At 71.9% G+C, this 24,614-nt stretch carries 19 protein-coding genes and 1 pseudogene; 14 read left to right on the forward strand and 6 right to left on the reverse strand.

Annotated features, from left to right (window positions below; genetic code table 11):
• Positions 1 to 309: 309 nt before the first annotated feature.
• The 4 genes and pseudogenes from ABZ738_RS00870 to ABZ738_RS00885 all read left to right on the forward strand — a co-directional run.
• On the forward strand, positions 310 to 795 hold the full coding sequence (locus tag ABZ738_RS00870; protein WP_007073334.1) for a CarD family transcriptional regulator: 486 nt from the start codon (positions 310 to 312) through the stop codon (positions 793 to 795).
• A gap of 56 nt (positions 796 to 851) precedes the next feature.
• Complete coding sequence (ispD, locus tag ABZ738_RS00875) at positions 852 to 1,547, forward strand: 2-C-methyl-D-erythritol 4-phosphate cytidylyltransferase (protein WP_131057667.1); 696 nt, start codon at positions 852 to 854, stop codon at positions 1,545 to 1,547.
• A 16-nt stretch (positions 1,548 to 1,563) separates the two neighbouring features.
• Positions 1,564 to 2,043, forward strand: a complete 480-nt coding sequence (gene ispF / locus ABZ738_RS00880) for a 2-C-methyl-D-erythritol 2,4-cyclodiphosphate synthase (RefSeq protein ID WP_131057666.1) — start codon at positions 1,564 to 1,566, stop codon at positions 2,041 to 2,043.
• A gap of 9 nt (positions 2,044 to 2,052) precedes the next feature.
• A pseudogene (locus ABZ738_RS00885) lies at positions 2,053 to 2,679 on the forward strand (tetratricopeptide repeat protein); the annotation flags it as partial.
• Positions 2,680 to 3,540: 861 nt separating this feature from the next.
• On the opposite strand, the gene ABZ738_RS00890 reads toward ABZ738_RS00885, so the two are convergent.
• Complete coding sequence (locus ABZ738_RS00890) at positions 3,541 to 4,707, reverse strand: cupin domain-containing protein (RefSeq protein WP_131054733.1); 1,167 nt, start codon at positions 4,705 to 4,707, stop codon at positions 3,541 to 3,543.
• A gap of 78 nt (positions 4,708 to 4,785) precedes the next feature.
• Here ABZ738_RS00890 and ABZ738_RS00895 point away from each other — a divergent pair, with 78 nt between their 5' ends.
• From ABZ738_RS00895 to ABZ738_RS00910, 4 genes are all read left to right on the forward strand, one after another.
• Positions 4,786 to 5,646 carry a hypothetical protein gene (locus ABZ738_RS00895; RefSeq protein ID WP_131054728.1) on the forward strand — a complete coding sequence of 287 codons (861 nt, stop codon included), beginning with the start codon at positions 4,786 to 4,788 and terminating at the stop codon, positions 5,644 to 5,646.
• Positions 5,647 to 5,677: 31 nt separating this feature from the next.
• Entirely contained in the window at positions 5,678 to 6,874 is a 1,197-nt protein-coding gene (fahA, locus tag ABZ738_RS00900) for a fumarylacetoacetase (RefSeq protein WP_176095399.1), read from the forward strand.
• Positions 6,875 to 7,043: 169 nt separating this feature from the next.
• Positions 7,044 to 7,253 (forward strand): DUF397 domain-containing protein, encoded by a 210-nt coding sequence (locus tag ABZ738_RS00905; RefSeq protein WP_131054730.1) that lies wholly within the window; start codon positions 7,044 to 7,046, stop codon positions 7,251 to 7,253.
• A gap of 153 nt (positions 7,254 to 7,406) precedes the next feature.
• Positions 7,407 to 8,657 carry a PQQ-binding-like beta-propeller repeat protein gene (locus ABZ738_RS00910; RefSeq protein WP_357210184.1) on the forward strand — a complete coding sequence of 417 codons (1,251 nt, stop codon included), beginning with the start codon at positions 7,407 to 7,409 and terminating at the stop codon, positions 8,655 to 8,657.
• Positions 8,658 to 8,771: 114 nt separating this feature from the next.
• Here ABZ738_RS00910 and hisC read toward each other — a convergent pair whose 3' ends face one another.
• From hisC to hppD, 4 genes are read right to left on the reverse strand one after another with little or no spacing between them, the layout of a single operon-like run.
• A complete protein-coding gene (gene hisC / locus ABZ738_RS00915; protein WP_357210187.1) occupies positions 8,772 to 9,872 on the reverse strand; it encodes a histidinol-phosphate transaminase in 1,101 nt (366 codons plus the stop codon).
• On the reverse strand, positions 9,869 to 10,912 hold the full coding sequence (locus ABZ738_RS00920; RefSeq protein ID WP_357210189.1) for an RDD family protein: 1,044 nt from the start codon (positions 10,910 to 10,912) through the stop codon (positions 9,869 to 9,871). Before ABZ738_RS00920 ends, hisC begins: the two co-directional genes overlap by 4 nt.
• Before the next feature lie 22 nt (positions 10,913 to 10,934).
• Positions 10,935 to 11,717, reverse strand: coding sequence for an RDD family protein (locus tag ABZ738_RS00925; protein WP_357210192.1), 783 nt, complete (start codon positions 11,715 to 11,717; stop codon positions 10,935 to 10,937).
• 11 nt (positions 11,718 to 11,728) lie between these two features.
• On the reverse strand, positions 11,729 to 12,934 hold the full coding sequence (gene hppD / locus ABZ738_RS00930) for a 4-hydroxyphenylpyruvate dioxygenase (protein WP_131051643.1): 1,206 nt from the start codon (positions 12,932 to 12,934) through the stop codon (positions 11,729 to 11,731).
• Positions 12,935 to 13,073: 139 nt separating this feature from the next.
• Here hppD and ABZ738_RS00935 point away from each other — a divergent pair, with 139 nt between their 5' ends.
• Complete coding sequence (locus tag ABZ738_RS00935; protein WP_131051642.1) at positions 13,074 to 13,559, forward strand: Lrp/AsnC family transcriptional regulator; 486 nt, start codon at positions 13,074 to 13,076, stop codon at positions 13,557 to 13,559.
• 131 nt (positions 13,560 to 13,690) lie between these two features.
• Here the strand turns inward: ABZ738_RS00935 and ABZ738_RS00940 are convergent, their stop codons facing one another.
• Entirely contained in the window at positions 13,691 to 14,683 is a 993-nt protein-coding gene (locus ABZ738_RS00940) for a helix-turn-helix domain-containing protein (RefSeq protein WP_176095394.1), read from the reverse strand.
• Between the two features lie 67 nt (positions 14,684 to 14,750).
• On the opposite strand from ABZ738_RS00940, the gene ABZ738_RS00945 reads away from it, so the two are divergent.
• From ABZ738_RS00945 to ABZ738_RS00965, 5 genes are all read left to right on the forward strand, one after another.
• The gene (locus ABZ738_RS00945; protein ID WP_131051640.1) at positions 14,751 to 16,034 is read left to right on the forward strand and encodes an MFS transporter; all 1,284 of its coding nucleotides are present in this window, start codon (positions 14,751 to 14,753) and stop codon (positions 16,032 to 16,034) included.
• 200 nt (positions 16,035 to 16,234) lie between these two features.
• On the forward strand, positions 16,235 to 17,668 hold the full coding sequence (locus tag ABZ738_RS00950) for a PQQ-binding-like beta-propeller repeat protein (protein ID WP_357210195.1): 1,434 nt from the start codon (positions 16,235 to 16,237) through the stop codon (positions 17,666 to 17,668).
• Between the two features lie 250 nt (positions 17,669 to 17,918).
• Complete coding sequence (locus ABZ738_RS00955) at positions 17,919 to 19,586, forward strand: fumarate hydratase (protein WP_131051638.1); 1,668 nt, start codon at positions 17,919 to 17,921, stop codon at positions 19,584 to 19,586.
• Positions 19,587 to 19,789: 203 nt separating this feature from the next.
• On the forward strand, positions 19,790 to 22,765 hold the full coding sequence (locus ABZ738_RS00960; protein WP_357210197.1) for a BTAD domain-containing putative transcriptional regulator: 2,976 nt from the start codon (positions 19,790 to 19,792) through the stop codon (positions 22,763 to 22,765).
• 48 nt (positions 22,766 to 22,813) lie between these two features.
• Complete coding sequence (locus tag ABZ738_RS00965; RefSeq protein WP_357210199.1) at positions 22,814 to 24,223, forward strand: class II fumarate hydratase; 1,410 nt, start codon at positions 22,814 to 22,816, stop codon at positions 24,221 to 24,223.
• Positions 24,224 to 24,614: the final 391 nt, after the last annotated feature.

The following is a 24,614-nucleotide window of genomic DNA, read 5'->3' on the forward strand; positions in this document are numbered from 1 at the left end:
CTCCAGCGTCCCGTACCAGGCCCGGGTCCCGCTACCGCTGCCCACACTCCGCAACGGCGGGATATCATAGGGCGGGTGGCGTAGGCCCTGATGTGCGATGCCAGTCGTGATCTTCGATGTTCCTCACCGGACGACGTCCGGGGGTCATCTTCTGATTACGCAGAGTGGTCAAATCATTGTTTGGGCGGTCTGTCAAGCCGAAGAAATACCTCTCACAGGGCCCCTGAGCTGCGCCAACGGTCAGGACAGCGGTGAGACATCGGTGCCTGAGCGTGTTACCCTAGACACAGCGAAAGGGGTTTCGAACCTATGGTTTTCAGTGTCGGCGAGACCGTTGTTTACCCCCACCACGGGGCCGCACTCATCGAGGCAATCGAGACTCGGGTCATCAAGGGCGAGCCGAAGCAGTACCTCGTCCTGAGGGTCGCGCAGGGTGACCTGACGGTCCGGGTGCCCGCCGAGAACGCCGAGATCGTGGGTGTGCGCGAGGTGGTCGGCGAAGAGGGTCTCGGCAAGGTCTTCGACGTTCTCCGGGCTCCGCACACCGAGGAGCCGACCAACTGGTCGCGACGTTACAAGGCAAATCTGGAGAAGCTGGCCTCCGGTAACCCGCTGAAGGTGGCCGAGGTCGTGCGTGACCTGTGGCGCCGGGAGCGGGAGCGTGGGCTGTCCGCAGGTGAGAAGCGGATGCTCGCCAAGGCCCGCGACATTCTCGTCGGCGAGGTCGCGCTGGCCGAGAAGAGCACCAAGGACGAGGCGGAGACGCTGCTCGACAAGGTGCTGACCGAGGCCTAGTCCGCACAGCATCGTCGTACCCACTTCGTAGCGAAGAAACCATCGAGGACCGCGACGTGACCGCGCAGCTGAATCCGCGCGGTGACGTCGCGGTCCTCGTGCCTGCGGCCGGTGCCGGCGTACGCCTGGGGCCCGGCCGTCCGAAGGCACTCCGGCTGTTGGCCGGCGAGCCGCTGCTGGTGCACGCGGTCCGCCGGCTCGCCGCCGCCCCGTCGGTCCACACGATCGTGGTGGCCGCCCCGGTCGCCGACGTCGCGGCGGTACGCGAACTGCTCGCCCCGGTCGCGCCGGTGACGGTGGTGCCGGGCGGGGCGGAACGGCAGGCGTCGGTGGCCGCCGCCCTGGCCGCCGTGCCGGACGGCCCCGAGATCGTCCTGGTGCACGACGCGGCCCGTGCGTTGACCCCACCGGCACTCGTGGAGTCGGTGGCCGCCGCGGTCCGGACCGGTCACGACGCGGTGATCCCCGTGCTGCCGGTGGTCGACACGATCAAGGAGGTCGACGCGGGCGAGGTGGTGCTCGGCACCGTCGACCGGGCCGCGTTGCGGGCCGTGCAGACCCCGCAGGGCTTCCGCCGGGCGGTGCTGACCGACGCGCACGCCGCCGCCGGTGACCCGCTCACCGACGATGCCGGGCTGGTCGAGAAGCGCGGGACACCGGTGTACTGCGTACCCGGGTCGGATCACGCCCTGAAGATCACCCGGCCCTTCGACCTGGCGCTGGCCGAGCACCTGCTCTCCGTCGGCGCCTAGCGCGTACCCTCGTTTCATGATCGTTCCTCGGGTGGCCATCGGCACCGACGTGCACGCCTTCGAGGCTGGTCGGCCGTGTTGGGTGGCCGGTCTGCACTGGCCCGACCAGGATGGCCTGGCGGGGCACTCGGACGCGGACGTCGCCGCCCACGCCGCCTGCAACGCGTTGCTCTCCGCCGCCGGTCTCGGTGATCTGGGCGCCAACTTCGGAGTGGACCAGCCCGAGTGGGCGGGTGCCAGCGGGGTGGCGCTGCTGACCGAGTCGGCCCGTCGGGTCCGGGCCGCCGGTTTCGCCATCGGCAACGTGTCGGTGCAGGTGGTGGGCGTACGCCCGAAGATCGGCCCGCGTCGCGCGGAGGCCGAGCGGGTGCTCTCCGAGGCGGTCGGCGCACCGGTCACCGTCTCCGCCGCCACCACCGACGGCCTGGGCTTCACCGGGCGCGGTGAGGGGCTCGCCGGCATCGCGGTGGCCCTGGTCCACGAGCAGGCGAGCTAGGCTCGCGCGATGTCCGCCGACGTCCCCACCGATCCGCCCGCCGCCGATGGCTACCTGGAGCGCGCCACCCTCCTCGGCGAATTGGGCCGTTACGACGAGGCCGCCGCCGAGCTGGGTTTCGCCCTCGCCCTCGACCCGGCCGCCGTCGAGGTGTCGACGATGCTGGCCCGGGTGCACCTGGCCGCAGGCCGCCCGGCCGAGGCGCTGACCGCCGCCGAGACCGCCGTGGCAGCCGCGCCGGGACAGCTCGCCCCACTCGTCGTGCGGGGCCTGGCCCTGGGCGACCTGGAACGGTACGCAGACGCCGCGCGTACCGCCGACGAGATCCTGGCGTTGGGGCCGGAGGACGCGTACGCGCAGCGCAGCGCGGCGGCGATCCTGGCCGGCTCCCGCAACGGACAGCCGGCGCTGAACGCGGCCTGGCACGGGGTGGAGCTGGCGCCCGAGGAGCCGCAGGCACATCTGGTGCTCGGCCTGGTGGCGGCCAACATGCAGATGTACGACCTGGCCGAGCGCGCCTACCGGGAGGCGCTGCGGCTGGACCCCCGGCTGGCCGAGGTGAGCGACGACGTCGGTGTGCTGCGGTTGGAGCAGCGCCGGTGGAGCGCGACGCTGGAACAGCTCGCGGAGGCGGCGGTGGCCAGCCTGCCGTCGAACGACCCGAGCCGCCGCGACGGTACGCGAACCGACCCGAACCGGACGGACACCGTCCCGGACGACCTGAGCGGTCTCGACCAGTCCCGGAACGACCCGGAGACCCCGGACGGGCGGAAACCGGGCCAGAGTGGGACTGGCGGGCCGACGGCGGGTCAGACCGGCCTGAGTTGGCCCACCGGCGGGCTGAGCTGGCCCACGGCGGGTCAGGGCGGGACAGGTCGGCCGGACCCCGTCACCGGCCAGCCGGACGGTCTGAGCGGGCCTGGCGGGGGTCAGGGCGGACCGGGGCAGGGTGGCGCGAATCAGGCCGGGGAGGGCGTCGGTCGGTCCGCCGACGGGCGGGACGAGCCGCCGACGTGGCCGTCCGAGAGCGGGTCGGCCGGCGGGTACCAGGGTGATCCCTTCGCCGCGCCGGGCGGCGCGGGTCCGGTGGGTCCGATCGCCGACCGCACCGTGCCGGCGGCGCTGCGGCAGCTCGTCGTCTGGGGCGCCGGATGGTCGGTGATCGCCGCCGTGCTGGTCGCCTGCTCGGCCGCCACCGGGTCCGGCTTCTCCCGCATGATGGCGGTGCTGGCCGCAGCCGGCGGCGGCTTCGTGGTGTGGCGGCAGGCGTCGCGGTTGCCCGGGCTGACCCGGACGGTCCTGCCGGTGCTGCGGCGCACCGACCGGACGCTCGCGTTCGCCGTCTACGGGGCCTGCGTGGCACCGGTGCTGATCCTGCTCTACGCCCTGCTGGGCACCCCGTGGCCGCTGGTGCTGGCGATCGGGGTGGCGATGGCCGCGCAACTCGCGATCATCACCCGACCGGTCGCCTGACCGGCCGGGTGGGTCGGGGCCGGGTCAGGGGCGGCGGGCCCAGGTCCAGGCGTACGCGTCGTCCTCGCACTCGCTCGCCGCGTCGCACAGGTCGAGTGGCCGGAACGTGTCGACCATGACCGCCAGCTCGTCGAAGAAGTCCACGCCGATCGAGCGCTCCGCGGCGCCGGGCTGCGGGCCGTGCGTGAAGCCGGACGGGTGCAGCGAGATGGACCCCTGCTCGATGCCGGAGCCGCGCCGGGCCTCGTAGTTGCCGCCGGTGTAGAAGAGCATCTCGTCGGAGTCGACGTTGTGGTGGTGGTACGGCACCGGGATGGCGCCCGGGTGGTAGTCGACCTTGCGCGGGACGAACGAGCAGATCACGAAGTTCGGCCCCTGGAACGTCTGGTGCACCGGTGGCGGCTGGTGGACCCGGCCGGTGATCGGCTCGAAGTCGTGGATGGAGAACGCCCACGGATACATGTGCCCGTCCCAGCCGACCACGTCGAACGGGTGGTTCGCGAAGACGTGTCGGGTCCACCCGCGACGGTGACGCACCAGCACGTCCACGTCGGTGCCGTCGACCAGCAGCGGCGTGTCCGGTCCCCGGACGTCGCGCTCGCAGTACGGCGAGTGCTCCAGGAACTGGCCGCGTACCGAGAGGTAGCGCTTGGGCGGGCCGATGTGGCCGGACGCCTCGACGGCGAGCAGCCGGGTCGGCGTGTCACCGGTCGGCACCAGCCGGTGCACCGTCGAGGTCGGGATGATCACGTAGTCGCCGGCGGTCACGTCCAGCACCCCGAAGGTCGACTCGACCCGTAGTGCCCCGGACTCGACGTAGAGGCAGTGGTCGCCGGTGGCGTCGCGGAACAGCGGGGAGGGCCGGTCGGCCAGCACGTACGCGATCCGGACGTCGTCGTTGGCGAGCAGGTAGCGCCGGCCGAGGACCGGGTCGGCGCCGGTGCCGTCGAGCTTGTGGGTCCGCAGGTGCCGGGGCTTGAGCGGCAGGTTGGGCGTACGGGTCACCGCCGGTGGGGTGAACTCCTCGGCGGCGACGATCGCGGTCGGCGCGTACCGGTGGTAGAGCAGGGACGAGTCGGAGGAGAAGCCCTCCTGGCCCATCAGCTCCTCGGTGTAGAGGCTGCCGTCGGGTTGCCGGAACTGGGTGTGACGTTTCCGTGGCACCTCACCGACGCTGCGGTAGTACGGCATCTCGCCTCCCGTCACCAGCGCGTCCGATAATCGGACGCTGTTGTCCGCTTCTTAGAGCGTCCCGTACATTCTTGTCTCGTGTCAACGCAGCTGCCCGCGCTCGTCACCGGACTGGTCGACGACGCCGCCGTCTTCCCGCCGGGCAGCGCGTCGCTGCCCGACGCCCTCGCCGCCCACCGGCAGCACCGCGCCGCCTGGTACGCCGACCTCGTCGGCCCGCTGCTGCTGCCGGCCTCGACCGTGGCCGCAGGTGAACTGGACGGACTCGTCGATCCCGGGCTCGCCATCGGGCTGATCGGCGACACCGGTCTCGACCGCCTGCCCCTCGCGCTCTCCTGCCTGCCTCCGCTCGGCGTGACCGCCCGGCAGATCGAGGCGCCCGTCGCGCGGCGTGGCGAGGACCCGCAGCCCGGCCTGGCCGAGCTGGTGACGCTGACCGAACGGCTGGACGGCGTACCCGTCTATGCGGAGATCCCGCTGACCTTCGGGCTGATGGGGGCGCTGGACGCGCTGGCCGAGGCGCGGGCCGGTGGGCTGCCGGTCGCCGCGAAGTTCCGCACCGGCGGGCTCGCCGCCGAGCTGTTCCCCACCCCCGCCGAACTGGCCGCGGTGATCTGCGCCTGCCGGGACCGGCGGCTGCCGTTCAAGCTGACCGCCGGTCTGCACCACGCCGTGCGGCAGGTGGATCCGGAGACCGGTTTCACCCACCACGGCTTCGGCAACGTGCTGGCCGCCACGCTGGCCGCCGCCGACGGGGCCACGGTGGAGTCCGTCGCCGATCTGCTCACCGTGCGCGACGAGCGACCGCTGGTCCAGGGCACCGAGGGACGCCACGACTCGGCGCGTCCGCTCTGGGTGGGCTTCGGCTCGTGCAGCATCAGTGAACCACTGACCGACCTGATCCGGCTCGGGCTGGTGAACGGAGGATTCGAGGCATGAGCGAGTGGGCACGGTGGAACGGAGGGTCGGCGTGAGCTGGGTGACGGGTGCCGAGGGCTCCGGGTACGGGACGCACCACCTGCCGTACGGGGTGTTCCGGGTGGATTCCGGCGAGCCCCGGATCGGCGTACGCGTCGGGGACCTCGTGCTGGACCTGGCGGGCGCGGAGGAGGCCGGCCTGGTGCTGGCCGGTGGCGCGTTGCGGCAGTCCACGCTCAACGCGTTCCTGGCGCTGGGTCGCCCGCAGTGGACCGCCGCCCGGCAGCGGATCACCGAGCTGCTCACCGACGAGGCCCACCGCGCGGCGGTGGAACCGTTGCTGGTGCCGCTGGCCGAGGTGACGATGGAACTGCCCTTCGAGGTGGCCGACTACGTCGACTTCTACTCCTCGGAGCACCACGCCTCGAACGTCGGACTGATCTTCCGGCCGGGCCAGCCGCCGCTGCTGCCGAACTGGAAGCACCTGCCGATCGGCTACCACGGCCGGGCCGGCACGGTGGTGGTCTCCGGCACCCCGGTGATCCGCCCGCACGGCCAGCGGCCCGGTCCGCAGGGGCCGGTCTACGGACCGTCCGCGCGCCTGGACATCGAGGCCGAGGTCGGGTTCGTGGTGGGCGTACCGAGTCCACTCGGCCGGCGGGTGGCCGCCGCCGACTTCGCCGACCACGTCTTCGGGGTGGTGCTGGTCAACGACTGGTCGGCCCGGGACATCCAGGCGTGGGAGTACCAACCGCTCGGGCCCTTCCTCGGCAAGTCGTTCGCCACCTCGGTGGCCGCGTGGATCACTCCGTTGGACGCGCTGCGACACGCCTTCGTGCCCGCCCCGGAGCAGGACCCGCCGGTGGTCGACTACCTGCGTGAGGAGTCCCGCCTGGGGCTGGACCTGCGGCTCACGGTGCGCTGGAACGGCGAGGCGGTCAGCGAGCCGCCGTTCGCCGGCATGTACTGGACGCCGGCCCAGCAGTTGGCGCACCTGACCGTCAACGGCGCCTCGCTGCGCACCGGCGACCTGTACGCCTCCGGCACCGTCTCCGGCCCGCGCCGGGACCAGGTCGGTTCGTTCCTGGAACTCACCTGGGGCGGCACCGAGCCGGTCGTGGTCGACGGGGCGGAGCGCACCTTCCTCGCCGACGGGGACACGGTGACCGTCACCGCGACCGCTCCCGGACCGGACGGCAGCACCGTCGAGCTGGGTGAGGTCACCGGCACGGTCACGCCCGCGAACTGACCCCAACCCGACACAATTCCTTGATCGCACTCGATGTGCGATCAAGGACCGTCACTCTCTTCGTTGATGCCCTCGGAATCGCGTCGCCACGACGCGCCGGGCCGGCCGGTGCCCCCCGTTCCGGTCGGCCCGGCCCGGTGGCGACACGTCACAAACCGAGGAGATGACGATGCACGAACTCGTGGGCGCGGTCTGGCGTACCAGCAGCCGCTCGAACGACCAGGGTCTCTGTGTGGAGGTGGCCGACAACCTGGCCCGTGTCCACGGTGTGGTGGGCATACGCGACTCCAAGGACCAGGCCGGGCCGGTCCTGGTGGTCAGCCCGCCGGACTGGACGTCGTTCGTCGGCGCGATCCGGGCCGGGCACTTCACCCGCTGACGCCGTCGGCCGTGTCCCGCGAGTGCCCCGCTCTCGTGGGACACGGCCGCTTCCCGGGACGCGTCGGCCCCGACCGGAGTGTGACGCCCGCCCTCGGGGCCGTACCCCCGCGCACTCAGCCCGGCTGGATAGGGTGCCGGTCGGAGGTGCGGGATGGGGTTGACGACGGGCCGGCGACGGATCGTGGCGGTGGTGTCCGTGGCTGTCATGGTCGCGGTCACCGCGATCACCGCGTACCGCGTGCTCGCTCCGGCCGAGGTCAGCACGACCGCGCGGGGCGAGTATCCGGCCGCCACCGACCGGGAGGCCGGGGTGGTCGGCCGGCTGCCGGTGGCGCCGCTGATCGTCGACGGCCGCCTCCGGGTGTACGCCGCCCAGCGCCAGGTGTACGCCGACGGGCCGGTGGACGCCCGCCACCGGGGTACGCCGTACTGGTCGTACCGGCGGTGGCCGGCCGAGGTGAGCGGGGTCGTGGCGGACGGGACCACGGTGGTCAGCCACTGGTCGGACGGGAAGCTGGTGGCGCTGGACGCGCGTACCGGACGGGTGGCCTGGCAGGTCGACGGCCCGGTGCCCGCCGAGGGGTGGACCGCGCGCCGCACCGGTGCCGGGGCGGTCTGGAGCCCGGCCGGTCTCTTCCATACCGGAGCCGGCGGCGCGTCGACGCTCGTGGTCTCCGGGCCGGAGCGCCTCGCCGCCTTCGCGCTCGACGACGGCCGGCTCCTCTGGTCCACGGAGGTGGACGACGACTGCCGCAGCGACGTGGGCACCACCACGACCGGTCGGTTCGCCGTGGTGGACCGGTGCGGGGGGCCGGCGGTGGTCGAGTTCCTCGACGTGCGCACGGGTACGCCGGTGGACCGCTGGGAGCCGCCGGGCGCCGCTGCCGAGTGGAGCGTCACGCCGGTCGGCTGCGTCACCGAGGGCGTGCGCTGTGGTGGCCTGCGCGTCACCGGCCCCGGTGACGACGGGGGGCGAGGTTGGCTGCTGGCCGCCGACGGCCCGGTGGCCGCACCCGCACTCGACCCGACCGACGCCGAACTGCACGGGGAGTGGGTCGTCCGGGCTGCGGACGGCGTGGTCACCGGACGCTCCGCCCGCGACGGCGACGAGGTCTGGCGGCGTGCCGACCTCGGGGCGGTCCGGATCGTGGCCGTCCAGCCCGACCGCGTGCACCTGCTCACCGAGACGAACGACCTGATCACCGTGGACCCGGCCACCGGGGTCGAGCGGTCCCGCTTCGTGCTGAACGTGGGGGCCGACGGGGTGGGCTGGGCGCCCGGGGCGGCGTACGCGAGCGGCGGCTACCTGGCGCTGGAGCGGCTCCGGCAGCCGCCGGTTCCGGACGCCGACGACCAGCGCTACTTCCTCACCTCGGAGCCGCTGGTGCTGGCGGCTACCTGACCGGCGGGGCGACAGCGAGTCTCGGGCAAATCGGACAAAAGCTACGTATGCTTTCGGTGGGCTTCCGGGCCGGTCCGCTGGGGGATGGCGGATCGGCCCGGCACCGCTCGTGGTTCAGACCAGGGCGGACTCGGCGGCGGCCAGGAACGCGTCGTTCTCCTCCGGCGTACCGATGGTCACCCGCACCCCGTCACCCGCGAACGGCCGGACGATCACGCCCCGCGACTCGCACGCCTTGCCGAACGCCACCGACCGGTCGCCCAACGGCAGCCAGACGAAGTTCGCCTGACTGGTGGGCACGTCCGGGACGAGCTTGCGCAGCGCCTCGGTGACCCGGTCCCGCTCGGCCACCACCAGCGCACACCGTCGCTGCACCTCGTCGGCCTGGGCCAACGCGGCCAGCGCGCCGGCCTGCGCCGCCATGCTGGTGGAGAACGGCGTGACGACCTTGCGGACCGCCGCCGCCACCTGCGGCTGCGCGACGAGGAAACCGATCCGCAGACCCGCCAGGCCCCACGCCTTGGAGAGGGTGCGCAGCACCGCCACGTTCGGCCGGTCGGCGTAGGTCAGCCCGTCCGGCACCTCCGGATCCGTGACGAACTCCCGGTACGCCTCGTCGATGACCACCAGCACGTCGTCCGGGACGGCGTCCAGGAAGCGGTCCAGCTCGGCCCGCCGTACCGCGGCGCCGGTCGGGTTGTTCGGGTTGCAGACCAGGATCATCCGCGTCCGGTCGGTCACCGCCGTGGCCATCGCGGACAGGTCGTGCCCGTGCCCGGCCGCGTTGGGCACCTGCACGCTGGTCGCGCCGCTGGTCGCCGCGATGATCGGGTACGCCTCGAAGGAACGCCACGAGTAGACCAGCTCGTCACCGGGCAGACAGGTGGTCCGGACCAGGTGCTCGGCCAGCGCCACCGAGCCGCAGCCGGTCGCGATCCGGTCCGGGGCCACGTCGTACCGGTCGGCCAACGCCTGACGCAGCGCGACGACGCCCATGTCCGGGTAGCGGTGCACACCGGCGACCGCCTCGGCGACCGCCTCCACGACCCCGGGGAGCGGGCCGTACGGCACCTCGTTGCTGGCCAGCTTGATGGCCTCGGGCAGACCCAGCTCCCGGGCCAGGTCGGCCGGGCTGCGTCCGGGTACGTAGTTGGGCAGTGCGTCCAGGTCGGCGCGGGTCAACCGGGGTGCCGGCTGTCGTCCGGTGTCGGTCATGGGGTGTCTCCCGATGTGTCGGCCCGGTCGTCGGGGCTGCGGTGGTCGGGGCTGCGGTGGTCGGGGCTGCGGTCGTCGGGGGTGCGGGAAAGCTGGACCACCACGGTCTGTGCCCGCTTGTCGTGCAGGGCCTGCCGTAGCGGATGGTCGAAGAGCGGCGAGAGCGCGTCGATCAACTGGAGCAACAGGCCGAGGCCGCAGCAGTACCAGAGCAGCGTGGGCAGGCCGAGCGTGTTCCAGCGACGCAGGGCCCGACCGAAGCCCAGCGGTGCGTCCGCCTCCATCGGCACCGCCTTGACCCGGAGCAGCCGCTTGCCGAAGGTCTGCCCGCTGGCCGCCATCGCCGGGACCTCGTACGCCAACCAGAGCGCGGTGGCCAGCAGCAGGATCACCACCACCAGCGAGCCGGCCTGGTCGCCCGCCGGGGGCAGCGGGTCGGTGGTGCGGTCCTGCGCCTCGACCCGCCGCCAGAACTCGTTCAGTGGAGTGGCGTACTCCTGCGCCAGCCGATAGACGAAGAAGCCGTTCACGAACACGTTGAGCAGGAAGACGATGCCGAAGTCGATCAGCCGGGCACCGAACCGGGCACCGAACGAGGCCAGCGGCAACCCGTGCGGCCGGGGCGGTGGTGGTGTGCCCGGCCAGGTCGGGTACGGCCAGCCGGGAGGCGGTCCCGAGCCGGGCGGCCAGCCCGATTGCTGTCCGGGGTGGCCGCCGTGCTGATCGGGTGTGCCGCCAGGTGGGCCCGGCTGTGGTCCGGGCGTGCCGCCGGGCTGGCCGGGCCAGCCGGGTGTGCCGGTGGGCTGGCCGGGCCAGGTGGTGTGCGGGCCCGGCTCGGCGGGTGCGCCGGTCGGCGAGGCGGTCCCGGCGGCCGGGGTCGCCGGCTCGGGTTCGGGCGTGGGCTCGGGTTCCGGCGGGGGTGGGCCTTCGGGTGGGGTGACGTCCACCGGGATGGGCGCGCCGATCCAACCCTCGCCGTCCCAGTACCTGCGGGTCTCGGGATCGGCGGGGTCGACGTACCAACCGGGTGCCACGCTCACGTCGCGGCCTCGCTGCGCTCGTTCACCTCGACACCTTAACGACGACGGTCCCGGCGAACTTGTCGTGGAGGCACTGCTGCCAGGGCTTGTCCCACAACTGCCAGAGCCCGTCGAGGTAACTGCCACCCGGCACCAGGGACCCGCCGACGAACTGCACGAGGTACCGCTTGCCGGCCGCCCGGCGGTCCAGGTCGTGTGTCGGGTCGAGCATCACCACCCGCAGGTTCATCACCCGCTTGCCGACGCTCTGCCCGCCGTTCCGGATCAGGTACTCCACGTGGTAGACCCAGTACAGCGCGAACATCACCACGAAGAGACCGACCTGGAGCAGCAGGAGCGGCAGCAGGAACTCGGTGAACACCGTTCCCGGGTCCGGTTCGGCCAGGGTGCCGTCCGGGTTCGTCCGGGTCATCGCGCTGAACATCCGGAGCCAGATGAAGACGAAGGCCGGCACGAAGAGCACCATCAGCACCACGCCGGCGACCAACGAGTCGATCATGTACGCGGCCAGCCGCTCGCCGAAGCCGGCCAGCGGCTGCCCGCCCGGCCCGAGGACCGGTGGCGCCACTCCCGGTGCCCAGCCCGGCTGCTGCTGTCCGGGCGGACCCGCCCAGCCCGCGCCCGGCGGCTGCTGCGGTCCAGGTGGACCCGCCCAGCCGGGCGGTGGCGGATGACCGGGTGGCGAGTGGCCCGGTGGTGCGTACTGGGGCGGAATCGGATGCGGCGGGCCGAGGGGCGGCGGTGCGCCGCCGGCCGGGGGCGTAGGCCCGCCGGCCGGCGACGGGTGCACGGGAGGCTGGGTCACGCTGGACAGTGTTACAGGTTGCCGCGCTTCTCCTGCTCCCGCTCGATCGCCTCGAAGAGCGCCTTGAAGTTGCCCTTGCCGAAACCGAGGGAGCCGTGCCGCTCGATCAGCTCGAAGAAGACGGTCGGGCGGTCCTGCACCGGCTTGGTGAAGATCTGGAGCAGGTAGCCGTCCTCGTCCCGGTCGACCAGGATCTTGCGGGACTTCAACTCCTCGATCGGTACCCGGACCTCACCGATCCGGGCCCGCAGCTCCGGGTCCTCGTAGTACGAGTCCGGGGTGTCCAGGAAGTCGACCCCGGCGGCGCGCATCGCGTCGACGCTGGCCAGGATGTCGTTGGTGGCGACGGCGATGTGCTGCGCGCCCGGACCCTGGTAGAACTCCAGGTACTCGTCGATCTGCGACTTCTTCCGGGCGACCGCCGGCTCGTTGAGCGGGAACTTCACCTTGCGGGTGCCGTTCGCGACGACCTTGCTCATCAGGGCCGAGTAGTCGGTGGCGATGTCGTCGCCGACGAACTCCGCCATGTTGGTGAAGCCCATCACCCGCCGGTAGAACTCGACCCACTCGTCCATCCGGCCCAGCTCCACGTTGCCGACCACGTGGTCGACCGCCTGGAAGAAACGCTTGGGCTGCACCCCGGCGTCGATCATCGGCTGCCGGTCCACGATCGGCTTGCGGGCGACGAAACCGGGCAGGAACGGGCCGGTGTACCGCGAACGGTCCACCAGGGTGTGCCGGGTCTCGCCGTAGGTGGCGATGGCGGCCAGCCGTACGGTGCCGTGCTCGTCGGTGACGTCGTGCGGCTCGGCCAGCCCCGTCGCGCCCTGGGCGGTGGCGTGCGCGTACGCGGCGTCCACGTCCGGTACCTCCAGCGCGATGTCCGAGACACCGTCACTGTGCCGGGCGACGTGCGCGGTGCCGGTGGCGTCGGGACGTACCGCCCCGGTGAGCACGAACCGGGCCGAACCGCTGGTCAGCACGTACTCGGCGTGATCGCGATAGCCCTGCTCCGGGCCCCGGTAGGCCACGCAGGTCATGCCGAACGCGGTGGAGTAGTAGTGCGCGGCCTGCTTGGCGTTGCCGACCAGGAAGCGCACGTGGTCCATGCCCTTGACCGGGAACGGGTCCTTGCTGGTGTCGTGGTCGACGGCGCCGACGAGGGCGTCGACGTCGACCTCCTCGGTCGACTGGGGTCGGTCGATCGCCTGGGTCATGGTGGCCTCCCTTGCGTACCGGCCGGCCTCGTGGGCCGACGGGGTCGTCTGCTGCTGCGAGCATCGCGGTGAGCGGGCTCACTGGGCAACACTCTCCGCCTACGCTGGTCAGGTTGCGCAAACGGTATGGTGTTGACGCATGAACCCTGGACAGGTTGTACAGCTCGATGCGCTGGACGCGAGACTGATCGAGTTGCTCGCGGAGGAACCGCGGATCGGTGTGCTGGAGTGCTCCCGCCGACTCCGGGTGGCCCGGGGCACCGTCCAGGCCCGGCTGGACAAGCTGGTCGGCCGGGGCGTGATCGCCGGCTTCGGACCGGACCTCGGACCCGCCGCCCTCGGCTTCACGGTGACCAGCTTCGTCACGCTGGAGATCAGCCAGCGGCTCGGGCACGACCCGGTGACCCGCCACCTCGCGGCGATCCCCGAGGTGCTGGAGGCGCACACCATCACCGGCTCGGGCGACGTGCTCTGCCGGATCGTGGCCCGGTCGAACACCGACCTCCAGCGGGTGATCGACCAGATCGTGGCGTACGAGGGGATCACCCGCGCCTCGACGATCATCGCGCTCGCCGAGCAGATCCCCTACCGCGTCCTCCCCCTGGTCCGCTCCGCCGTCGCATGAGCCCCCCGCCCAGCGGGTGCTGATGTAAGGAGGGGTGCTGATGTAAGGAGGGGTCCCCTGCTAACGCCTGGTGTATAGGAAGGGACCCCTGCTTACATCCGGGCGCGCTGCACGCGACGGTGCGGGAGTGGTCAGCGCTCGGCGAGGGCGTCGCCGAGCGGGGTGCGTCGGTAGCGGACGGCCCGGCCGGAACGTACCCGGCTGACCAGGCCCGCCCCGCGCAGCACGGTCAGGTGGTCACCGACCCCGCCCAGACTCAGCCCGAGTTGGGCGACGAGCTGACTGGTGGTGGCGGGCAGCGCGAGCGCCCGCAGCACCGCCGCCCGGGACCGCCCGAGCAGGCGGTCCAGGTGGTCGTCCGGGCGGCTCGGATCGGGTGGCCCGAGCAGTTCCGCCGCACCGTAGGCCGGGTAGACGATCGCGAACGGCCACGGCGGTTCGAGGTACTTGATCAGGATGCCGAATACGGTGGGGACGAAGAGAAGTCCCCGCCCGGCCAGCGAGTGCGTCTCCTCCTGGAGCGGGTCGTCGACCTCGATGGTGCCCACGTCGCCACCGGGCACCCAGCGCATCCGGGGATCCAGGCCCGCGATGGCCGCACCCCAGCCGTACGCGAGCAGCCGACCGGCCCGGTGCAGCAGGTCGCGTTCGAGAACCGCGCGCAGGCGGGGCCAGTCCGGCTGTACGAGTGTCGTCCAGGCCGCCTCGATCGCGTCCGCGAGCAGGTCCACCACATGCGGCGACCGGTAGATCCGGAGGGCGTACCCGGGGGGTGTGGTGTGCGGGGCGACGAGGTTGCGGGCCAGCTCGTCCCGGGCCTGGGCGAGCGGGGTGGCCCGGACCACCGCCAGCTCGTCGGCGAAGTCCTGGGCGGTGTCGGCCGGCGGCGGATGGATGAAGTCGGCGTTGTAGCCGCCCCGGCGCATCAGCGCCAGCAGCGCGCCCACCTCCGGCAGCTCGCGTCGCAGCCGCTCGTACACCGGCCGTTGCCGGGCCACCCAGGGGGCGAGCCCGGGGGCACTGTTCAGCCCGGCCAGCAGCCGCAGCGCGGAGACCGTCTCACCCAGCGGTGAGACGGCGAACCGGCTCGCCGCCAGGTCGGCCGGGGTCACCTCGATCCGCATACCACGACCTTTCGTTCCCTGGCGAAAGGATAGAGCCGGACCGGGTACGCGCACGAAGCTTGCCGGCGTGAACAGCACCAGCACCACCGCAGCTCAGGGGGCTGCCGAACGTCCGGCGACGTTCCGGGACGTCTTCGCCGTCAGCGAGTTCCGGGTGATCTTCGCCAGCTTCAGCGTCTTCATGATCGGCGAGACGGTGAAGATGCTCGCCCTGTCCGTGCTCGTCTACGAGCGCACCGGGTCCGGCCTGCTGGCCGCCCTGGCGTACGTGACCGGGTTCCTGCCGCACGCCCTGGGCGGGGTGTTCCTGCTGGCGCTGGCCGACCGGTGGCCGGCCCGAGCCATGATGGTCGGCTACGACCTGCTGCGGATGGTCATGGTGGCGGTACTCGCCGTCGGGGCGCTCTCCCCGTCGGCCATGCTCGGGCTGGTCGCGGTGGTGGCCCTCTTCGGCCCGGTCAGCAACGCCGCCCGCACCGCGCTGTTGCCCGAGGTGCTGCACGGCGACGCGTACGTGCTCGGACGCTCGCTGCTCTCGGTCGCCTCCGGCGGGACCCAGGTCGCCGGGTTCGCGGTCGGCGGGCTGCTACTCGGGCTCGTCGGCCCGTACGGTGCTCTCTGGCTGACCGCGGTGACCTGCGGGCTCTCGGCGCTGCTGGTGCGGACCGGTCTCACCCGACGCCCGGCCCGCATCCACTACGCCCCGATGACGACCGACAAGCCGGCGCGCGGGGCGGTACGCGAGACCCTGCGGGTCAACCGGAGCCTGCTCGCCGACCGGCGGATCCGGGGACTGCTGCTCGCCCAGTGGCTGCCCGGCTCGCTGCTGGTGGGCGCGGAGGGGGTGGCCGTGCCGTACGCGGCCGACCTCGGGCCGGGCGCCAGCGCGGGCGTACTGCTGATGGCCGGGGCGGGCGGCATGCTCGTCGGTGACCTGCTGGTGGGGCGGTTCGTCGCGCCGGCCCGGCGGGAACGGTGGACGCCCTGGCTCGCGCTGCTGCTCGGCGTACCGATGCTCGCGTTCGTGGCCCGGCCGTCGCTGGTGCCGGCGGCAGCCCTGTTCGCGGTGGCGACCGCAGGCTTCGCCTACCAGCTCGGGTTGGCCCGACGGTTCCTCGACGCGGTGCCCGAAGGCCGGCGTGGGCAGGCGTTCGGGCTGGTGAGCACCGGCATGATGGCGATGCAGGGGCTGGCTGCGGCGGGTGCGGGCGCGCTCAGCGAGGTGCTCGCACCGGGCCTCGTGATGGCGTTGGCCGGCGCGGCGTCGGCCACGGCGACGCTGATCCTGTGGCCGGTGCTCGCCCCGACCGGCCGCCCGCGTTCGGTCGGCGCGGGAGGTGCCGCCGCATGAGGTCGCGGCGTTCGGTCGCCGCGTTCGGCCGCCGTGTGCTGCCGCCGTGCGCGGTCGCGGTGTGCGGATGCGGTGTGCGGTCGCGGTGTGCGGTTAGGAAGGGACCCTTTTACCACCGGAGGCGTTAGCAAGGGTCCCTTCCTTTCACGACACGCGGGGTGGTGCGGGCGGTTGGGGGCGCGGGTGGCTACCGTGATCCGGTGGCGAAGGGCAGCGGGCTCGGCGTACGTGGCTGGCTGCTGCTCGGCCTCGCCACGGTGGTGGCGCTCGCCGCGACCGGCGTCTGGAACCCCTTCCCGACCATGTGGGACTGGGTGAACCGGCGACAGCCCATCTCCTCGCCGGATGTGCAGTGGCAGCAGCGCATCGGCGGCACCCCGCGCAGCGTCACGATCGCCGGTGAGGCGGTGATCGTCGAGCAGCGCACCCGCGTCGAGGCCCGCAGCCTGGCCACCGGCTCCCAGCTCTGGGAACGCAAGGCCGACTGGAGCGCGGTGGCCGGCGTCGGCCCGGAGTCCGTCGTCGCCGTGGGCAAGCTGCTGGTCAAGGGGTACGAGGTCCTCGACCCGAGCACCGGCGTGACGCGACGACGCGACGACGACGCGGTGGCCGTCTGGACGTACCGGAACCTGCTGCTCGACGCGCGCTGCGTGGAGGCCACCGACTGCACGCTGAGCGCCTGGGACCCGCGCGGCACCGCCCCGATCTGGACCGCGTTCCTGCCCGGGGTCAGCAGCGGCCTGCTCGCCGACAACCCGAACCTGCTGGACACCCGCCGCCTCGGTACGAACCGCATCCACGAGGAGGTGGCCGGCCCGGAGTCGGTGCCGCCGCTGCTCGGGTTCCCGGTTGACGGCCGGGTGCACGTGGTCGACACCGCCACCGGCCGGGTACTCCAGAACGTCGAGCCCGGCCGGGACGAGCGGCTAGCCGTGATCGGCGGGCGCCTGCTGCACATCGCCGCCCGCTCGCAGGACGGCAACTGCTACTTCGCCATCACCGGCCGCGACCCGGCCACCGGCCAGGAGGCGTGGCGGCGGTCCGGGATCAACCTGCGGACCGCCGACAGCGCGGGCTGCGTGCAGCGGGAGGACCCGTACGGTGCCCGCAACGTGCTGATCGGAGTCGCGCCCGACGGCCGGGAGACGGTCCTCGACGGCTACGACGGGCGGCTGCTGCTGGTGGCCGCCGAGGGGGAGCGGGTACTGGCCGTCGACGACCGGTACGGCGTGGTGCGGACCGCCGACGGGGACACCGTCTCCGGCCGGGAACTCGGCACCGACCGGACCAGGTGGAACCGGCCCACCGGGGAGAAGACGGGCGCCGCGCTGACCCCGTACGCGACCGTGCTCACCGACGAGAAACCGAACCGGCTGGTGGCGCTCGATCCGCGTACCGGCCGGGAACTGGTCGTGCTGCGGACCTCCGCCAACGCCCTCGCGGTCGGCCCCGCCGGCATGGTGATCGGCGAGGGCCGCGAGATCGGGTACGTCCGCTTCGGCGCCACGGGTGACCCGGCACGCGACGGCAACGGGGGAGTACCGGGTCCCGCCGGTACCGGGCAGGTGCCGCAGCCCCAGGAAAGCTGCGGCCCCAAGAACGAACTCTGCACGGCTCCCGATTCCGGCAAGTGAGCCGGTCTCCGGGGCGGCCGAGTGCAACGCCCCACCACCCCACCCGGCGGGTGGGACCGACCGACCCGTCTGCCCTAGGCTTTGCGGTCATGAGCGAGCGCCAGCGAGCGAATCATCAACTCGGTGCGGTGATGGCCTCATGGCGGCACGCAGCGGAGCGGAGTGTCGTCATGAGCGAGCGCCAGCGAGCGAATAATCAGCGCAGTGCGGCGGTGCCTCATGGCGGCGCGGAGCGAAGCGGAGTGCGGTCATGAGCAGTGCCGTGGACTTCTCGTACGCCCCCCTGCTGCCGACCGGTCCCGACCAGACGGAGTACCGCCTGATCACCGACGAGGGCGTCGACGTCGTCAACGGGCCCGGTGGTCGGCGTTTCCTCACCGTGGACCCGGCGGCGCTGACCGCGTTGACCGCCGAGGCGATGCACGACATCGCGCACTTCCTGCGTCCGGCGCACCTGGCCCAGCTGCGGTCGATCGTCGACGACCCGCAGGCCTCGCCGAACGATCGGTTCGTGGCGCTCGACCTGCTCCGCAACGCCAACATCGCGGCCGGCGGGGTGTTGCCGATGTGCCAGGACACCGGCACCGCGATCGTGATGGGCAAGCGTGGTCGGCACGTACTCACCGACGGCAGCGACGCCGAGGCGATCTCGCGGGGTGTGTGGCAGGCGTACACGCGGTTGAACCTGCGCTACTCCCAGCTCGCCCCGCTCACCATGTGGGAGGAACGCAACACCGGCAGCAACCTCCCGGCCCAGGTGGATCTGTACGCGGAGGACCCGGATGGGCACCCGGACGCGTACAAGTTCCTGTTCATGGCCAAGGGGGGCGGCTCGGCCAACAAGTCGTACCTCTACCAGGAGACCAAGGCGCTGCTGAACCCGACGCGGATGATGCAGTTCCTGGACGAGAAGCTGCGGCTGATCGGCACCTCGGCCTGTCCGCCGTACCACCTGGCCGTGGTGATCGGCGGCACCAGCGCCGAGTACGCCCTGAAGACCGCCAAGTACGCCAGCGCCAAGTACCTCGACGCGTTGCCCACGTCCGGTTCGATGTCCGCGCACGGCTTCCGGGACCTGGAGCTGGAGGCCGAGGTGCTGGAGCTGACCCGCAACTTCGGCATCGGCGCGCAGTTCGGTGGGCGGTACTTCTGCCACGACGTGCGGGTGGTGCGGCTGCCCCGGCACGGGGCGTCCTGCCCGGTGGCGATCGCGGTGTCCTGCTCGGCCGACCGCCAGGCGGTAGCGAAGATCACCCCGTCGGGTGTCTGGCTGGAGCGACTCGAAACCGACCCGGCCCGCTACCTGCCCGATGTCACCGAGGGGCAGTTGGACGCCACCGAGGTGGTCCGAGTCGACCTGAACCGCCCGATGGACGAGATCCGCGCCGAGCTGTCGAAGTACCCGGTGAAGACGCGTCTGTCGTTGACCGGCCCGCTGGTGGTGGCCCGTGACATCGCGCACTCGAAGATCGCCGAGCGGCTGGACGCGGGCGAGGCGATGCCGCAGTACCTCCGCGACCACGCCGTCTACTACGCCGGTCCGGCGAAGACCCCGGAGGGGTACGCCTCCGGTTCGTTCGGCCCGACCACGGCCGGGCGGATGGACGCCTACGTGGAGAAGTTCCAGGCTGCCGGCGGCTCGATGGTGATGCTCGCGAAGGGCAACCGGTCGAACCAGGTGACCCGCTCCTGCGAGCAGCACGGCGGCTTCTACCTCGGCTCGATCGGTGGGCCGGCGGCCCGGCTCGCGCAGGACTGCATCAAGCACGTCGAGGTTCTGGAGTACGCGGAACTCGGCATGGAGGCGGTCTGGAAGATCGAGGTGGAGGACTTCCCGGCCTTCATCGTGGTCGACGACAAGGGCAACGACTTCTTCGCCGAGGTGACCAAGCCGGTCCTCAGCATCGGTCGCCGCTGATCCGTCAGCGGTGTTCGACATCGGTGCGCCCGCCCTGTCGAGCGGGCGCACCGCCCCCGTCGATTGCGGCCAGCCGCAACCGGCCACAGTGTGCCGACGCGCGCTGTCGATCCGCTCTCATATCGCTATCGGCCCGGTGTGGACTCGTGTGACCACCTAGTTACCCTGCTCGGGTTGCACCGTGTTGCGAGGCGGGGGAGTGGATGCGGTTTCAGATCCTGGGGCCACTGCGCGTCGGTGGTGGCGAAGCCACCGTCACGGCGGGCCGGGACCGGGTCGTACTCGCGGTGCTGCTGCTGCGGGCGAATCGCATCGTGCCGGTCGACGACCTGGTCGATGCGATCTGGGAGGAAGATCCGCCGGCCACGGCACGGGCACAGTTGCAAACCTGTGTGTCGCGGCTGCGGCAGCGGTTCGCCGCGCTGGGCATCCCGCCGGAGGTCATCGTCACCGATCCGGTGGGCTACCGCGTGCGTACGGAGCCGGGCGAACTCGACGCCGAGGTGTTCGCCGACGAGCTGACTTCGGCGCGTACGGCCCGCTCGGCGGGTCGGTTCGCCGACGCGCGGCGGCACTTCCGGGCCGGTCTGGCGCTCTGGCGCGGACCGGCGCTCGACGGGATCACCGGCCAGCACGTCCGGTCGCCGTCGCATGCGCTGGACCAGCGGCGGCTGGACGCGCTCGAAGACTGCGTGGACATTGAGTTGCGGCTCGGTCTGGCCGCCGACCTGATCGACGAACTGACCGAGACGGTCGCCCGCCAGCCCCTACGGGAACGGCTGCGCGGGCAACTCATGTTGGCACTGGCCGGTGTCGGTCGACAGGCCGACGCCCTCACCGTCTACCAGGAGGGTCGGCGGCGGTTCACGGCGGAACTCGGCCTCGAGCCCGGGCCCGCGCTGCAGGAACTGCACCAGCGGGTCCTCGCCGGAGACCTGGCGGTGACCGTGCCGGAGGCTCGCCCGCTGGCACCGATCCGGGCGTTGCCCCGTGCGATCAGCGACTTCACTGGGCGGCAGGAGACGATCGCGCGACTGGTCGAGGAGATCGAGCAGGACCAGGCCCGGATCCAGCTCATCGACGGGATGCCGGGAAGCGGCAAGACCACTCTCGCGGTGCACGTCGCGGCCCGGTTGGCTGACCGGTACCCCGATGCCCAACTCTTCATCGACCTGCACGGACACAGCGCGCGGAGCCCGCTCACCACAACCGCCGCAGTCGCTGCCCTGCTGCGGCAGCTCGGTGTCCCCCCGGAGCGGATTCCGCTGGATACGGACGACCGGCTCGCGATGTGGCGGACTGAGCTGACGCCCCGCCGTGCCCTGATCCTGCTCGATAACGCCGCCAGCGCCGAGCAGGTGGCACCGCTGTTACCCAGCGGACCCGACTGCCTCACCCTGGTCACCAGCCGTCGCCGGTTGGTGGGTCTCGACGAGGGGCGCCCGTCGTCGATTGCGACGCTCACCAGCGCGGAGGCTGTCGAGCTGCTCGGGCGGGCGGCGGGTGAGGCTCGGGTGGCGGCGGAGCCGGAGGCCGCGGCCGAGGTGGTACGCCACTGTGGTCACCTGCCGCTGGCGATCCGGCTGGCCGGGGCGCGGCTGGCGCACCGTCCCCGGTGGCGGATCGCCGATCTGGTCGTGCGTCTTTGCGACACCAGCGACCCGTTGGCCGAACTGGCCGCCGGGCAACGGTCCGTCGGCGATGCCTTCGCCCTCTCGTACGCCCAGGTGACGCCTGAGGCGCAGCGGATGTTCCGGCGACTCGGCCTGCACCCGGGCGTACGCTTCGACAGCACCGTCGCCGCCGTGCTCGCCGACCTGCCGCTCGCGGAGGCCCAGGAAGTGCTCGACGAGTTGGTCGACGCGCACTTGGTGGAGGAACCAGAGCCCGGGCGGTACCGGCTCCATGACCTCGTCCGCGAGTACGCCCGAACGCTCCTGACAGGGCAGGGCGGCGAGACCGAGCATGAGCACGCCCTGGAGCGGCTGCTCGACCATCACCTACACGTGGCCGCTTCGATCGCGCGGAGGATCGAGTCGGCGGGCAGCAAGCCGGACTTCCTTCTGCCCGAGCCGCCTCGTCCCGACCTGGTCGAGGTGTGTGCGGCGCAAGGGCCGGCCTGGGTGGACGAGAATCGGCGCGCGTTGACCGCGCTGTGCAGGATGGCGGAGAGCATCTTTCCGCGACGTTGCTGGCAGTTGGCGTTGGCCTGTTGGCGTCCCCTGTTCAACGGCGGTCAGATCGACGAGCTGACCGAGATGCACACCGTCGGCCTGCGGGCTGCGGAGAGTCTGCACGAGGAGTCAGCCGTGGCCCTGGTGCTGAACTACCTCGCCTCCGCCTATTTCCGGCGGGCACAGTTCGGGCAAGCCGTACGCCTGCTTCAACGGGCTGTGGACCTTACCCGGGGCAAGCAGCCCGACGGGCGACTGGCCAACATGATCTGGAACCTGGTCGCGTCGAACTCGTCCAACGGCGACCACCAGCAGGCTGCGGTATATCTCGACGAGGTCAGCCGGATCATTCCGGACCGCGATCCTGGCACCCAGATGATCACGTTGAACAACACCACCTGCATGTTGCTCAACGCGGGGCGCTACCGGAAGGCCCTCTGGCTCGGCCGAGTGCACCTAGCGTTGGCCCGAGAGGCCGCAGACACTCGGCAGATGGCGAACTCGATGGGTCACATCGGCCTGATCAGGTATCGATTGGGGGGTTCCGGCCCGGCCCTTCGGCTGCTCCTGGCGGCACTGAGACTGCATCGTCAGGTCGGCAACCGGTTCGACGAAGGAGACATGCTCAACGGGCTCGGAATGATCGAACGGGATGCGGGGCGGCCGGAATCGGCGGCAACGTTGCACCGCCAGGCGCTGATCGCGATAAGGGAGGCGGGTGATCGGATCGGTCAGTGCGCGTCAAGGAACCTGCTGGGTCTGGCCCTGCTGGACCAGGGCGATGTACCAAGCGCGTTGGACCTCTTCCGGCGGGTGTTGCAGGACGCCACCAAGGTCAATCACCGGCATCAGCAGGCCATGGCGTTGGACGGCATCGCGCACTGTCTGCGTCCGATCGATCCGGCTGCGGCACGCTCGCACTGGGTCCGGGCACTGGCCCTGTTTCGCCAAATTGACGTGCCGGATCAGCACCGGGTGGAGAAGGCACTCGCCGATCTCGGCTGAGGAGCCGACTGCCGCGATCATCTGCACGTCCGCTGTCGGCGGGGCAGGATGGAACGCGTGACGACTCCAGAGACGACGGGCTACCGGATCGAACGCGACTCGATGGGCGAGGTGGAGGTGCCCGCCGAGGCGCTCTGGCGGGCCCAGACGCAGCGAGCGGTGCAGAACTTCCCGATCTCGGGCCGGGGGATCGAGCCGGCGCAGATCCGGGCACTTGCGCAGATCAAGGGCGCGGCGGCCGAGGTCAACGGGGATCTGGGCGTGATCGACGCGAACGTGGCCGCCGCGATCGCCGCAGCCGCCGCGCACGTGGCCGACGGCGGGTACGACGACCAGTTCCCGGTCGACGTGTTCCAGACCGGCTCCGGCACGTCGTCCAACATGAACACCAACGAGGTGATCGCCACGCTGGCCGGGCGGGAACTGGGCAACGCCGTCCATCCCAACGACGACGTCAACGCCTCGCAGTCCAGCAACGACGTCTTCCCCTCCTCGATCCACCTGGCGGCCACCGAGGCCGTCGTACGGGACCTGCTACCGGCACTCGACCACCTGGCCGCCGCGCTGGAGGCGAAGGCGTCGGAGTTCGAGACCGTGGTCAAGGCCGGGCGTACCCACCTGATGGACGCCACGCCGGTGACCCTCGGGCAGGAGTTCGGCGGGTACGCCGCCCAGATCCGCTACGGCCTGGAGCGGGTGGAGGGCGTGCTGCCCCGGCTGGCCGAGCTGCCGCTGGGTGGTACGGCGGTGGGCACCGGCATCAACACGCCGCTCGGGTTCGCCGCCCGCGTGATCGACAAGCTGCGTGACTCGACCGGGCTGCCGCTGAGCGAGGCGCGGAACCACTTCGAGGCGCAGGGCGCCCGCGACGCCCTGGTGGAGACCTCGGGCCAGTTGCGTACCGTCGCGGTGGGGCTTTACAAGATCGCCAACGACATCCGCTGGATGGGCTCCGGTCCGCGCGCCGGCCTGCGCGAACTGCGTATTCCCGACCTCCAGCCGGGCTCGTCGATCATGCCGGGCAAGGTCAACCCGGTGGTCTGCGAGGCGGTCCGGCAGGTCTGCGCGCAGGTGATCGGTAACGACGCCACGGTGGCCTTCGCCGGCTCGCAGGGCGACTTCGAACTGAACGTCATGCTGCCGGTGATGGGCCGCAACCTCCTGGAGTCGATCCGGTTGATCGCCGCGTCGAGCCGCCTGCTCGCCGACCGCTGCGTGGTCGGCCTGGTCGCGGACGCCGAGGTCTGTCTGTCGTACGCCGAGGGCTCGCCGTCGATCGTCACCCCGCTCAACCGCCACCTCGGGTACGACGAGGCCGCCTCGATCGCCAAGGAGGCGCTGGAGAAGCAGGTCTCCATCCGGGATGTGGTGGTCTCTCGTGGCCACGTCGAGTCCGGCAAACTCAGCGAGACCCAGTTGGACGAGGCGCTCGACCTGCTCCGGATGACCCACCCCTGAGGCCCCGCGAGGGACGGTTCTGCGGGGGTGCGGCGGGCCGCTGATCGCGGCGGGTGCTGCGGAGCCAGGTCGCGCGGGCGGGCCAGGACATGGCACGGGTGTCCTGTCGAGCTGAGTCGGATATGCCATCGCCCCCGGCAGTGGGACCGCCCGGCCGGGGGAGCGGGCGGAGGGCGAGTCATGCTGTCCCGTCGGCTCCGTGTGCTTCGGGACGCCATGAACATGCTCGATCCAGGATCGAGTGGTCATCGCGGACGGCCGATGCCACTCGATCCTGGATCGAGCGTGACCTTGGCGGAGACACCGACCCCGCGTGGCCTTGGGGCAGGACCTCGACCCTGAGCGTGGCCTTGGGCAAGACATCGACCCGCGTGGCCTTGGGGGCTAGACC

The sequence above is a fragment of the Micromonospora sp. NPDC047793 genome (assembly GCF_040642635.1).
In the GTDB taxonomy this organism is placed as follows: Bacteria; Actinomycetota; Actinomycetes; order Mycobacteriales; family Micromonosporaceae; genus Micromonospora.

Bases quoted from the DNA above. Each gene is read 5' to 3' on its own strand.
- ABZ738_RS00870 (WP_007073334.1), top strand. From the start codon at position 310: ATGGTTTTCAGTGTCGGCGAGACCGTTGTTTACCCCCACCACGGGGCC.
- ispF (WP_131057666.1), top strand. From the start codon at position 1,564: ATGATCGTTCCTCGGGTGGCCATCGGCACCGACGTGCACGCCTTCGAG.
- ABZ738_RS00890 (WP_131054733.1), bottom strand. From the start codon at position 4,707: ATGCCGTACTACCGCAGCGTCGGTGAGGTGCCACGGAAACGTCACACC.
- ABZ738_RS00905 (WP_131054730.1), top strand. From the start codon at position 7,044: ATGCACGAACTCGTGGGCGCGGTCTGGCGTACCAGCAGCCGCTCGAAC.
- ABZ738_RS00910 (WP_357210184.1), top strand. From the start codon at position 7,407: ATGGGGTTGACGACGGGCCGGCGACGGATCGTGGCGGTGGTGTCCGTG.
- hisC (WP_357210187.1), bottom strand. From the start codon at position 9,872: ATGACCGACACCGGACGACAGCCGGCACCCCGGTTGACCCGCGCCGAC.
- hppD (WP_131051643.1), bottom strand. From the start codon at position 12,934: ATGACCCAGGCGATCGACCGACCCCAGTCGACCGAGGAGGTCGACGTC.
- ABZ738_RS00935 (WP_131051642.1), top strand. From the start codon at position 13,074: ATGAACCCTGGACAGGTTGTACAGCTCGATGCGCTGGACGCGAGACTG.
- ABZ738_RS00940 (WP_176095394.1), bottom strand. From the start codon at position 14,683: ATGCGGATCGAGGTGACCCCGGCCGACCTGGCGGCGAGCCGGTTCGCC.
- ABZ738_RS00955 (WP_131051638.1), top strand. From the start codon at position 17,919: ATGAGCAGTGCCGTGGACTTCTCGTACGCCCCCCTGCTGCCGACCGGT.
- ABZ738_RS00960 (WP_357210197.1), top strand. From the start codon at position 19,790: ATGCGGTTTCAGATCCTGGGGCCACTGCGCGTCGGTGGTGGCGAAGCC.
- ABZ738_RS00965 (WP_357210199.1), top strand. From the start codon at position 22,814: ATGGAACGCGTGACGACTCCAGAGACGACGGGCTACCGGATCGAACGC.